Genomic DNA, 11,873 nt, shown 5'->3' on the forward strand with positions numbered 1-11,873 from the left:
CGACAGGGAGTTACTCCGCCGCCTTCGCGACTTCAGCCTTGTGCAGCACCGGCGCCGCATACTTGCGGTCGTGGGTCAGCGACGGGACCATCTTCCGGGCTTCCTCGATCTTCGCCATGTCGATGTCGGCGACCACGAAGCCCGCCTTCTCTCCCCCGGCATCGGCCAGCACTTCGCCCCACGGAGCGATGGCGACCGAGTGGCCGTAGGTCTTGCGGTTGGAGCCCTTGTGCGTGCCGACCTGTGCCGGCGCGAAGACGAAGCAGCCGGTCTCGATGGCGCGGGCGCGCATCAGCGTGTGCCAGTGCGCCTGCCCGGTCGGCACCGTGAACGAGGACGGGATCGCCAGCATCGTGGCGCCGGCATGTGCCAGCTCGCGATAGAGATAGGGGAAGCGCAGGTCGTAGCAGATCGTCATGCCGAGCACGCCCCACGGCGTCTCGGCCAGCACCGCTCTCTCGCCCGGCTTGAACGTCGACGATTCGCGATAGCTCTCGCCGCCGGCGAGCTGGACGTCGAACATGTGGATCTTGTCGTAGCTCGCCACGATGCCGCCCGACGAATCGATCAGGTAGGAGCGATTGCGGATCTGCTCTTCGCCCGGCACACGCACATGGATCGAGCCCAGCAGGAACCACGCCCCGGTGTCGCGCGCCGCCGCGCGGCAGGCCGCGAGCATCGCGTGCTCTTCCTCGGTCTGCGCCTTGGCCAGCGTCTCGGTGCGGTTGGCGCCGATCAGGCCGGTATTCTCCGGCGTCATGATGAAGTCCGCGCCGGCGTCGCGCGCGCGCTTCGCCTGCTCGCGCAGCCAGGCCACGTTCTCGGCCATGTCGTTGCTGACGTTGGTCTGGATCAGGCCGGCCTTGAACGCGGTCATGATGGAAGCCCTCAGCTCGTCTGTGCGAGCAGGGGATCGAGCTTGCCTGCCCGTTCGAGGGCGGCGAGATCGTCGGAGCCGCCGATATGCTGCCCGTTGATGAAGATCTGCGGCACGGTCGTGCGATTGGCGCGGCTGCGCATCTCGGTGCGCTTCTTGTCGTCCATCATCACGTCGGTCTCTTCGTACTCGACGCCCTTGCTGTCGAGCAGGCTCTTGGCCCGCGCGCAGTAGCCGCAGAACGGCGTCGTGTAGATCTCGATCTTGGCCATTGGTGAACCTCTTTGCCGAAACTATAGCGCCGGCCGGACGACCCGCGCCAGTGTCAGGACATCAACCCCTTTGGCCCCGGCGCGTTGCAGCGCCCGGGCGCAGGCCTCGACCGTCGCGCCGGTCGTCAGCACGTCGTCGACCAGAAGGATGGTCTTGCCGGCCACCATCGGCCGCCATTTCGGATGCACGTCGAAGGCCTCGCGCACGTTGCGCCGCCGTTCCTTCGCCCTGAGACCCGCCTGCGAACCGGTCCAGCGCTGCCGTCGCAGGAGGTCCGGCGCCAGCTGCAGAGTCCGGCCGGGTCCCGCCACCCGCACCACCATGCGGGCCAGCAGCATCGCCTGGTTGTAGCGGCGCATGAACAGACGCCGCCAATGAAGCGGCACCGGCGCCACCAGGTCGGCCGAGGCGACGAGATCGCCACCCGCCCGCGCCATCCAGCCGCCACAGGCACGCGCGATATCCGTGCGGTCCCCGTGCTTGAAGGGCAGGACGAGCCGGCGGCTCTGATCGTCATAGACCAGCGCCGCCCGGGCCCGCTGATAGCGCGGGCGATGCACGAGGCAGCCGGCACAGAGCGCTTCGGGCCCCAGATCCTCCGCGAACGGCGTACCGCAACAGGCGCAGTGCGGCGCGGAGATGAAGGAAAAGCCCTGCCAGCAGCTCGCGCACAGGGATCCTGGCGCGCTGACGATCTCGTTGCAGCCGAGACACAGCGGCGGCAACACCGCGTCCAGCACGGCCCGGCCCGCCCCGGCAACGGCGCCTCGCACTCCCCTCGAGAACATGTGGCGGATTGGGGCGGGCAAATGCGCCCACAGGATGGCGCTCCCCTACCCGCCGCCGCCCTTTTTCCCTACATACCCACTGTGACTGGTCCCGACCCCCTGCTGGTGTTCGACCGCGCCCTGTTGCGCCAGCGTCGAGAGCGCGCCGCCCGCGACTGGGACAGTCACGCCTTCCTGAAACGCGAGATCGCCGACAGGCTGGTCGATCGGCTGGCCGATGTGCGCCGCACCTTCCCTCTCGCCCTCGACCTCGGCAGTCACGGCGACGAAGTGGCGGCCGCCCTGGGGGGGCGCCCGATCGTCGGGCAGCTGGTGCGCGCCGATCTCAGCCGCGGCTTCGCGCTGAGGGCACGCGGACCGGCCATCGTGGCGGACGAGGAATTCCTGCCGTTCGCCGCCGGCTGCTTCGACCTGGTGCTGAGCGCGATGGACCTGCATTGGGTGAACGACCTCCCAGGCACCCTGATCCAGATCGCCCGGATCCTGAAGCCGGACGGCCTGTTCCTCGGTGCCCTCCTGGGAGGCGCCACCCTGTGGCAGCTGCGCCAGGCGCTGGCGGCGGCCGAGAGCGAGATCGACGGCGGCCTGAGCCCGCGCGTCTCGCCCTTCGCCGACCTGCGCGACGCGGCGGGCCTGCTGCAGCGGGCGGGGTTCGCCCTGCCGGTGGCCGACGGCGAGACGATCGAGGTCGAATATGAGAGCGCGCTCGCGCTGATGCGCGACCTGAGCCGCATGGGCGAGGGCAATCTCGTGGTCGGTCGACGCCGTACCGTCACGAGACGCGCCGTCCTGCTGCGCGCCGCCGAACTCTACGGCGAGCGCTTTACAGGGCCCGGCGGCCGCGTGTCCGCGAGCTTCGAGGTGCTGTTCCTGCACGGCTGGTCGCCGCACGCGTCCCAGCCCAAGGCCCTCAAGCCCGGCAGCGCCGCCCGGCGGCTGGCCGACGCGCTGGGAACTTCGGAAATCAGTGCCGGCGAAAAAGTGGATCGGAGCTAGACGGTGCCCGTGGTGAAACTCTCGTTCGGTGGCCTGGTCGCCCAAAGCTTCGGCTTCGTCTTCGCCAATCTCGGACTGTTCTTCCATCTCGTGACCATTCCGTGGATCGCCTCGCTCGCGATCCGGCTGCTGGGCTCGACGATGCCCCGCGACTCGCTGATGCCGATGCTGATCGAGAAGGCCGTCGATATCGTGCCGACGGTGATGTTCATGGTGGCCTGGCAGCGCGTCGTGCTGCTGGGGCCAAATCGCGTCGGCCGCTTGCCGGGGCTCGGCTGGTCGCCGCGGGAGACGGCCTTCCTGCTCCACCTCATCAAGATCGGCGGCTTCACCTTCGTCCTGCTGGCAGCCTTCGTGCTGATGCTGGGCAACATCGATCCCGAGGCGCTGGCCGCCGGCGCCGCGATCGATCCCGAGGTTGCGCGCAAGCAGGCGCTGGCCGCCCCGATCGGGGCGGGCTTCACCGTCTCGATCATCCTGGCGCTGCGTGTCAGCTACGGGCTTGCTGCGACCTCGGTCGACGAGCCCTTCTCGCCCCGGCTTTCATGGGCCCACAGCCGCGGCAATGCCTGGACGATCATCGGCGTGCTGTTCCTGATCTTCCTCACGGGCGCGCTCGCCACGACGATGGCGACCTTGGTCGTGCTCGGCCTGACGCGCGGTGTAATGGGCGCCGCCGACTCGGCCGCCGTGATCACTTGGACCGCGGCCATCCTGGTCTCCTATGGCGGCACGGCCGTCGCGGCGACGGCCCAGGCGCTGATCTTCCGCGACCTGCTCGGCTGGCGCGAAGGCGCGCCGTTGCGGACGCTCTCGGCTTAGAGCAGGTCGCGCAGCAGGCCGACCAGCGGCAGGTCGGCCGGTGGCATCGGATATCTGGTGAGTTCCATGGGCGCGACCCATTTCAGGACCTGGCCCTCGCGCGGCTGCGGCGTGCCGTTCCATTTGCGGCAGGCGAAGACCGGCATCAGGAGATGGAACTTCTCGTAGCCGTGGCTGGCGAAGGCGATCGGCGCCAGGCAGCTCGTCGCCGTCTCGATGCCGAGTTCCTCATTGAGTTCACGCACCAGCGCCTGTTCCGGGGTCTCGCCGGGATCGACCTTGCCGCCGGGAAATTCCCAGAGGCCGGCCATCGACTTGCCCGGGGGGCGCTGTGCGATGAGGACGCGGCTGTCGATGTCGACCAGCGCGACGGCCGCCACCAGCACGAGCGGTCGCTCGCCGAGCGGCGGCGGGCCGCCCGGACACGCGTCTTCGAAGCCGTCCATCAGGAGCGGTAGCTGCCGTTGATGTCGATGTAGCCGTGGGTGAGATCGCAGGTCCAGACCGTGGCGCGGCCGCGGCCGATGCCCAGGTCGATGTCGATCACCACGTCGGATCCCTTGATGTGCTGGGCGACCGGCGCCTCGTCGTAGTTCGGCACGACCTGGCCCTGATCGGTGATGCGCACGCCGCCGATCGAGATGCGCAGCTTGTCGCGGTCCGCGCGCTCGCCCGACTTGCCGACCGCCATGACGATCCGGCCCCAGTTGGCGTCCTCGCCCGCGATCGCGGTCTTGACCAGCGGCGAGTTGGCGACCGCGAGGCCGATCTTGCGCGCGGCGCCATTCGACGAGGCTCCGCCCACGTTGATGGTCACGAACTTGGTGGCGCCCTCGCCGTCGCGCGCGAGCAGCTGCGCCAGTTCGATCATCACCTCGTCCAGCGCGCGCTTGAAATCGACCAGCACGGGGTCGTCGGCCTCCTCGATCGGCGCGTGGCGCGCCGCACCGGTGGCGACCATCAGGAAGGTGTCGCTGGTCGAGGTGTCGCCGTCGACGGTGACGCAATTCAGGGACTTGTCGGCGGCGTCGGAGAGCAGCTTCTGCAGCACGGCGCCGGGAACCTTGGCGTCGGTGAAGGCGAAGCCCAGCATCGTCGCCATGTCCGGCGCGATCATGCCCGAGCCCTTGAGGAAGGCGTTCACCGTCACCGTGCGCTCGCCGATCTTGGCCTGGCGCGTGGCCAGCTTCGGAAAGGTGTCGGTGGTCATGATGGCGCCCGCGGCGGCCGACCAGGCATCTTCCTTGCCCGACTTGATGAGGGCCGGCACGACGGCGGCGATCTTCTCCCACTCGAGCGGCTGGCCGATCACGCCGGTCGAGGCCATGAAGACCTCGTTGCGCGGGCAGCCCAGCGCCTGGGCGATGGCCCGGGTCGTCTCCTCGACCGCCTTGTCGCCCAGCTTGCCGGTGAAGGCATTGGCGTTGCCGGCATTGACCACGATGGCGCGGACCTTGCCGCGGGCCAGGTTCTTGCGGCACCAGTCGACCGGCGCCGAGCAGGTCTTGGACTTGGTCAGGACACCCGCGATGGTCGCCCCGGCCGGCACGACCGCCAGCAGGACGTCGTCACGGTCGATGTATCGCACGCCCGAATGCGCAACGCCGAGCTTTACGCCCGCGATGCGGGGCAGCGTCGGAATCGACTTGGGTGCGAGCGGCGATACGGCGTGCTTGGCGGACATGGTTCTCCCCTCAGGCACGGCCACAGATACGTGGCCGGCCAGCGGCGGAGACTACACCAGAAACGCCGCAAAAGGTGAGTTCTACTTGAGGCGAGGCCGTTACTTCGGCGGCTGGGCCGGCGCAGCGGGCTTGGCCGGGGTGGCGGCGGGAGCGGCCGGCGCAGCCGGAGCCGCCTCGACCTTGGTCCCGTCGATGTTGAACTTCTCGATCTTCGAGCCGGCCCGGATCTTGTCGAGCTGGGCGGTCACCGCCTCGCGCGCCAGTTCCTCGCGGATCTGGTCGGAAAGCTCCTCCAGCGCCGGCGGCGGTGCGGTGCGACGATCGTCGATCTTGATCACGTGGTAGCCGAACTGGGTCTTGATCGGCGCCTCCGAGAGTTCACCCTTCTTCAGGGCGAAGGCGGCATCGGCGAATTCCTTCACCATGTCGGACTTCTTGAACCAGCCGAGATCGCCGCCTTCGGCGCCCGAGGCCTTGTCGGTCGACTTCTCCTTGGCGATCTTGTCGAACGGCGTGCCCTTCTTCAGGTCGGCGATGATCGCCTTGGCCTCGTCCTCGGTGGCCACCAGGATGTGGCGCGCATGCACCTCTTCTTCCGGCGGCATCGACTTCAGGCGCTCCTGGTAGCGCGCCTGGATCTTCTCCAGGGTGACGAGGCGGGAAATCTCGCGCTGGATCCAGAAATCCTGCAGGACCTGCTCCTCGACGAAGGCCATGCGCTTCTTGAAGGCCGGGTCGTCGTTGGTCTTGGTCTTCTTGCCTTCCTGAACGACCAGCTTGCTGTCGATGATGCGCTCGAGGAGCGCCGGGAACACCGCCTGCAGCGGCATCGAGCGGTACTGCTGCGGCAGCGACTGCTGGGCGATCTCGAGTTCGGACAGGCGGATCTGCTGGCCGTTCACGATGGCGACGACCGGGTCCTTGATCGTGGCCGGGGCGGCGGCGGCGGGCGGCTTTGCGGCCGGGGCCGGGGGCTTCGCGGGCTGGCCGGCCGGCGGGGTCTGGGCCAGGACAGGACCCGCGATGAGCGCAACCGCGCCACTCAGGAGGGCGAGGCGCAAGGAACGCAGGTCATGACTCATGGCGGACTCCAGCAGATTCATTCGTTTTCGAAAGGCGCAGACCGTTTACACAGGGCCCATCGGGCCAAGCAAGCGCCGCCTCCCCGGTAAGATGCGTGATGGCGTTGAATTGCGGCACTTTTTCGTGAGTACGGCGTCCATGTCGGGGCGATGACACTTTATGGGGTGCTGTTCGGCATGGGGTGCTGTTCGGCGCGCCTGCGGTGGTCCGCTGCGTTGACACTCTACCGGGCGCTCTCTATCTCTCACAGGAAGGGCGGGCCACTGTGCCCGCCTAAGTCATTAGAATATCGAGGTTTTCATGCTTGGCGCGCTTGCCCGGACGCTCTTCGGGACGGCCAACGACCGGATCGTCAAAGGCTTCGACAAGACGGTGGCGAAGATCAACGCCCTCGAGCCGGAGTTCGTCGCTCTTTCCGACGAGCAGCTGCAAGGCAAGACCGTCGAATTCCGCGAACGCCTGGCCAAGGGCGAAACGCTCGACAATCTGCTGCCCGAAGCCTTCGCCACGGTGCGCGAGGCGGCCAAGCGGACGCTCGGCCAACGCCACTTCGACGTCCAGCTCAAGGGCGGCATGGTCCTGCACCAGGGCAAGATCGCCGAAATGAAGACCGGCGAAGGCAAGACGCTGGTCGCAACGCTCGCCGTCTATCTCAATGCCCTCCCCGGCAAGGGCGTGCACGTCGTCACGGTGAACGACTACCTCGCCCGCCGCGACGCCGAATGGATGGGCCGGGTCTACAAGTTCCTCGGCCTCACCGTCGGCATCATCGTGCACGAGCTCGACGACGAGCAGCGCAAGGCTGCCTATGCCTGCGACATCACCTACGGCACGAACAACGAGATCGGCTTCGACTACCTGCGCGACAACATGAAGTACCGGCTGGACGCAATGGCTCAGCGGCCCTTCAACCATGCCATCGTCGACGAGGTCGATTCGATCCTGATCGACGAGGCGCGCACCCCGCTCATCATCTCCGGTCCGGCCGAGGATTCGTCCGAGCTCTACCGCCGCGCCGACACGGTGATTCCGAAGCTCAAGGCCGAGCATTTCGAGAAGGACGAGAAGAACCGCACGGTCGTCCTCACGGATGCCGGCATCGAGGCGATCGAGGACATCCTGCGCGCCGACGGGCTGCTGGCCGAGGGCATCAGCCTCTACGCGCCGACCATGGTGTCGGTGCTGCATCACATCACCCAGGCGCTGCGCGCGCACAAGCTGTTCAGCCGCGACGTCGACTACATCGTGAAGGACGGCCAGGTCGTCATCATCGACGAGTTCACCGGCCGCATGATGCAGGGCCGCCGCTATTCCGAGGGCCTGCACCAGGCGCTCGAGGCCAAGGAACAGGTCGAGATCCAGCGCGAGAATCAGACGCTGGCCTCGATCACCTTCCAGAACCTGTTCCGCATGTATCCGAAGCTCTCGGGCATGACCGGTACGGCACTGACCGAAGCCGCCGAATTTTCCGAGATCTACAAGCTCGAGGTCGTCGAGATCCCGACCAACGTGCCGGTGGCCCGCAAGGACGCCGACGACGAGATCTACAGGACCCTCGCCGACAAGACGCGCGCCATCGTGAAGCTGATCGGCGAATGCCGCGCGCGCCAGCAGCCGATGCTGGTCGGCACCGTGTCGATCGAGAAGTCCGAGGAACTCTCGGAGGCGCTCAAGAAAGCCGGTATCCCGCACAACGTGCTGAATGCCCGCTTCCACGACCAGGAAGCCCAGATCGTGGCCCAGGCCGGACGGCCGGGCTCCGTCACCATCGCCACCAACATGGCCGGCCGCGGCACCGACATCCAGCTCGGCGGCAACGTCGAGATGCTGGTGCAGCAGAGCGTGCCGGAGATCATTGCGAAATTTCCCGACGAGGCGGCCCGCAACGCCGAGATCGCCCGGGTCGAGGCGGAGATCCGCGCCGGCGTCGAACGCGACCGCGCGATCGTGCGCGAGGCGGGCGGCCTGTTCGTGGTCGGCACGGAACGCCACGAATCGCGCCGCATCGACAACCAGCTGCGCGGCCGCTCGGGCCGCCAGGGCGATCCCGGCGCATCACGCTTCTTCCTGTCGCTGGAAGACGACCTGATGCGCATCTTCGGCAACAACAAGGTGCTCGACTGGGTCCAGAAGAAGGGCATGGCCGACGACGAGGCGCTGACCCATCGCTGGCTCAACAAGGCGCTGGAGACGGCGCAGGGCAAGGTCGAGGCGCGCAACTTCGAGATCCGCAAGAACCTGCTGCGCTTCGACGACGTGATGAACGCCCAGCGTCAGGAGATCTACAAGGAGCGCATCGAGCTGATGGGCACCGAGGACGTGTCCGACACGGTCGCCGGCATGTGGCGCGACGTGGTCGACACGCTCATCCGCCGGACCATTCCCGAGGGCGTCTACGCCGAGCAGTGGAAGATCGGCGAGCTCAAGGACGACGTGCAGCGCATCTTCGGCCTCGACCTGCCGGTCGAGGAGTGGGCCAAGGAAGAGGGCATCGCCGACGAGGAGATCAAGGTCCGCCTCAACGACGCGGTCGAACGGGTGTTCGCGCAGAAGGCCGCACAGTACGGGCCCGACGTCTGGCGCCAGGTCGAGAAGAGCGTGCTGATGCAGATCTTCGACCAGAGCTGGAAGGATCACCTCCTCCACCTCGACCATCTGCGCCAGGGCATCGGCCTGCGCGCCTATGGCCAGAAGGACCCGCTGAACGAATACAAGCGCGAGGCCTTCAACCTGTTCAGCGACCTGCTGACCAACCTGCGCGAGCAGGTGGTGACCTTGCTGGCGACCCTGCAGATCCGCATGGAGCCGCCGCCGATGCCCGAGATGCCGTCCAACATGCACGAGGTGCACGAGGACCCGGCGCTCGCCGCATCGATGAGCGACGACCCGGCCTACGATCCGGCCGATCCGGACGGCGGCGGCGTGGCGACGCTGCACCGCCCGCGTCCCGTGGCCAAGGGGCCGGTCGACCCCAACGATCCCGAGACTTGGGGCAAGGTCTCACGCAACGCCCTCTGCCCCTGCGGTTCGGGCAAGAAGTTCAAGCACTGCCACGGGCGCGTTTAGGTCGTCGCTCCTCGGAGGGTGGCACCAGCGCCTCGGCAAAATAGGGCTGCAGGAGACGCAGGGCCTCGGCTTCGATCTCGCCCGTTTCAAGCCATTCTGGCGCCTCGACGACGGCGCGATGGGTCAGCGCCTCGATACACGTCTCCAGCACCAGAGCGATCATGCGCGCGCGTACTGGCGGAAGCCCCGGCGCGCGGCGCTGGAGGTCTGCCTCGATCTTCCGTTGCAGCACCGAGCTTATGTCGAGCGATGCCGCCAGCGCGCCGATGCGCGGCACCTGCTCGACCAGGACCTTGTGAAGCGCGGGATTGACCCGGTGCGCGTCGAGACCAGCGCGCAGCAGCGCCGCGACCACACTGCCTGAATCAACGTCGACGGAAGCGCCAATCACACGGCCCACGCGCTCCATCAACTCCTCCACGTGGGCCGTCGCCAAGGCCGCAACCAGCGACTCCTTGTTCGGGAAGTACTCGTACAGGGAACCGATACTGACGCCCGCCTTCTCCGCCACGCGATTCGTCGTGGTGCGATCATATCCGTACCGCACCAGAACCTGAGCCGTTGCCTCAAGGATGGCGGCGACGGTCTGCCTCGAGCGCTTCTGCACGGGCCTTTTACGAGGCGTAGCGGACTTTCCGCGCACCATTCCGGCTCCTTCGCGAACCCGAGTTGTTAACCCGAGCATTTGCTCGGATTATTGCTCGGCCAGGCCTTCCCGCCAAGAAGAGTTTCGAAGGAGCAAAAAGTGATCAGGCTCGATGAGCGCTTCCCATCCGGACAGCAGCATTGCGAAGCATGGCTATATCTCCCCGACGGACCAGGCCCGCATCCGTGCATCGTATTCGCCCACGGGATCGGCGCGATCCGCCAGGTCCGGGTGGGCGCCTATGCCGAGCGCTTAACGCGCGCCGGCTATGCCGTGTTCGCCTTCGACTACCGGAGTTGGGGCGCAAGTGAAGGCGAACCGCGCTTCGTCGGCAACATCGAGAACCAGCAGGCCGACATCCATGCCGCGATCGATCACGTGCGCGGCCTCGACGTCATAGATGCGGATCGGGTCGCTCTCCTCGGGACCTCCTTCGGTGGCGGTCATGCGCTGATGGTGGCGGCGGCACGTCCGGACCTCGCTGCCGTCATTGCCCAATGCGCGGTCGTCGACGGGTTGGCGGCCGCGGTGCAGGCGCCTCCCGTCTTGGCGCTCCGGTGGGTGCTCGCCGGCCTGATCGACCAGGCCGGCGCCTTGTTCGGCCGCAAGCCCCGCTACATCAAACTGGCAGGGGAGCCCGGCGAGCTCGCCCTGATGACCGCACCGGGTGCCGAAGCCGCCTATCTGGCGATGATCGATGGGCCATCGCCCTGGCGAAATCTCATTGCGGCCCGCTTCATTCTGGGCATTCCCCTGTTCCGTCCCCTACGTCACGCAAGGCGCATAGAGCCGCGACTGCTGATGATCGTGACCGACCGAGACGAGATATGTCCGCCATCGGCGATAGCCAGGGTTGCACGGCTCGCGCCGCGCGGCGAAGCCGTTCACTTCGACGCCGGCCATTTCGATATTTATTTCGGCGACTTCTTCGACAAGGCAACCGAAGCCATGCTCCGCTTCCTTTCGACGACGGCCGCGACGGCGGTTCGCAAGCACGACGCCCCCGTCGAGGGAATTCGGTCGTGATCGCAGCGCAGATGTATCTCCCGCAGGTGCTGGCGCTCGTCGCCCTGTCGTTCGTGACGGCCCTGGCGATTCTCGTCAGCCGGGTCGTCGACCTCGTCCGGAATGACCGGGCTCTTTCCTACTACGAAGACTTCACCGGCAGGGCCGCTCCGCTGCTGGTACTTCGGACGACCCGCCAACTCGCCAACCAGTTCGAGTTCCCCGTGCTGTTTTACGCGCTGGTCGCGATCGCAATCGCGATACCGGTGCGAGACCCACTGATTGCAACGTTGGCCTGGTGCTACGTCGCGCTCCGATGGGCTCACGCCTTGAGCCACATCGCCTTCAACCGGCTCTATGTTCGTACGCCAATCTTCATGCTTGGCAATGTCGTGCTACTGGGGATGTGGCTCGCCTTGGCCCTCGTCGTCCTGACCTGATCAGACACTCGGGAAACTTCGATCGGCGGCATCTCGGGGAAAATTTTCCCGCGGCTCACTGCAGAGGCCGCCCACGCAACACCCTCCGACTGAGGGCAAAGAGAATTTGCCCTTTACTGGTCGACGAAGACAACCGCAGGAGGCAAACGTTAGAAGTAATTTCCTCTACTTTGGCTATTCGCGAGCATTAGA

At 66.8% G+C, this 11,873-nt stretch carries 12 protein-coding genes; 5 read left to right on the plus strand and 7 right to left on the minus strand.

Translation table 11 applies throughout. The features are described from left to right. Nucleotides 1-10 precede the first annotated feature (10 nt). From ACT6UX_RS07090 to ACT6UX_RS07100, 3 genes are read right to left on the minus strand one after another with little or no spacing between them, the layout of a single operon-like run. On the minus strand, nt 11-877 hold the full coding sequence (locus ACT6UX_RS07090) for a carbon-nitrogen hydrolase family protein (protein ID WP_444774443.1): 867 nt from the start codon (nt 875-877) through the stop codon (nt 11-13). Between the two features lie 11 nt (nt 878-888). Next, nucleotides 889-1,149: a glutaredoxin 3 gene (grxC, locus tag ACT6UX_RS07095; protein WP_444774444.1), complete on the minus strand. Its 261-nt coding sequence runs from the start codon at nt 1,147-1,149 to the stop codon at nt 889-891. 21 nt (nt 1,150-1,170) lie between these two features. Beyond that, a complete protein-coding gene (locus ACT6UX_RS07100) occupies nt 1,171-1,890 on the minus strand; it encodes a ComF family protein (protein ID WP_444774445.1) in 720 nt (239 codons plus the stop codon). Nucleotides 1,891-1,959: 69 nt separating this feature from the next. Here ACT6UX_RS07100 and ACT6UX_RS07105 point away from each other — a divergent pair, with 69 nt between their 5' ends. Together ACT6UX_RS07105 and ACT6UX_RS07110 are read left to right on the plus strand one after the other, a co-directional pair. After that, nucleotides 1,960-2,934 carry a methyltransferase domain-containing protein gene (locus tag ACT6UX_RS07105; protein WP_444774446.1) on the plus strand — a complete coding sequence of 325 codons (975 nt, stop codon included), beginning with the start codon at nt 1,960-1,962 and terminating at the stop codon, nt 2,932-2,934. Between the two features lie 3 nt (nt 2,935-2,937). Then, entirely contained in the window at nt 2,938-3,756 is an 819-nt protein-coding gene (locus ACT6UX_RS07110; RefSeq protein ID WP_444774447.1) for a hypothetical protein, read from the plus strand. Here the strand turns inward: ACT6UX_RS07110 and mutT are convergent. From mutT to ACT6UX_RS07125, 3 genes are all read right to left on the minus strand, one after another. Further along, nucleotides 3,753-4,202: an 8-oxo-dGTP diphosphatase MutT gene (gene mutT / locus ACT6UX_RS07115; RefSeq protein ID WP_444774448.1), complete on the minus strand. Its 450-nt coding sequence runs from the start codon at nt 4,200-4,202 to the stop codon at nt 3,753-3,755. The genes ACT6UX_RS07110 and mutT overlap by 4 nt on opposite strands. Further along, a complete protein-coding gene (gene argJ / locus ACT6UX_RS07120) occupies nt 4,202-5,440 on the minus strand; it encodes a bifunctional glutamate N-acetyltransferase/amino-acid acetyltransferase ArgJ (protein WP_444774449.1) in 1,239 nt (412 codons plus the stop codon). The genes mutT and argJ overlap by 1 nt, the downstream gene beginning before the upstream one ends. Nucleotides 5,441-5,539: 99 nt before the next feature. Then, on the minus strand, nt 5,540-6,523 hold the full coding sequence (locus ACT6UX_RS07125; protein ID WP_444774450.1) for a peptidylprolyl isomerase: 984 nt from the start codon (nt 6,521-6,523) through the stop codon (nt 5,540-5,542). Between the two features lie 301 nt (nt 6,524-6,824). On the opposite strand from ACT6UX_RS07125, the gene secA reads away from it, so the two are divergent. Next, nucleotides 6,825-9,590, plus strand: a complete 2,766-nt coding sequence (secA, locus tag ACT6UX_RS07130) for a preprotein translocase subunit SecA (protein WP_444774451.1) — start codon at nt 6,825-6,827, stop codon at nt 9,588-9,590. Here the strand turns inward: secA and ACT6UX_RS07135 are convergent. After that, nucleotides 9,565-10,197 (minus strand): TetR/AcrR family transcriptional regulator, encoded by a 633-nt coding sequence (locus ACT6UX_RS07135; RefSeq protein WP_444774452.1) that lies wholly within the window; start codon nt 10,195-10,197, stop codon nt 9,565-9,567. The genes secA and ACT6UX_RS07135 overlap by 26 nt on opposite strands. A gap of 90 nt (nt 10,198-10,287) precedes the next feature. Here ACT6UX_RS07135 and ACT6UX_RS07140 point away from each other — a divergent pair, with 90 nt between their 5' ends. Further along, the gene (locus ACT6UX_RS07140) at nt 10,288-11,262 is read left to right on the plus strand and encodes an alpha/beta hydrolase (protein ID WP_444774453.1); all 975 of its coding nucleotides are present in this window, start codon (nt 10,288-10,290) and stop codon (nt 11,260-11,262) included. Next, the gene (locus tag ACT6UX_RS07145; RefSeq protein WP_444774454.1) at nt 11,259-11,681 is read left to right on the plus strand and encodes an MAPEG family protein; all 423 of its coding nucleotides are present in this window, start codon (nt 11,259-11,261) and stop codon (nt 11,679-11,681) included. The genes ACT6UX_RS07140 and ACT6UX_RS07145 overlap by 4 nt, the downstream gene beginning before the upstream one ends. Nucleotides 11,682-11,873 lie beyond the last annotated feature (192 nt).

The organism is Reyranella sp. (genome assembly GCF_052439685.1).
GTDB lineage: Bacteria > Pseudomonadota > Alphaproteobacteria > Reyranellales > Reyranellaceae > Reyranella.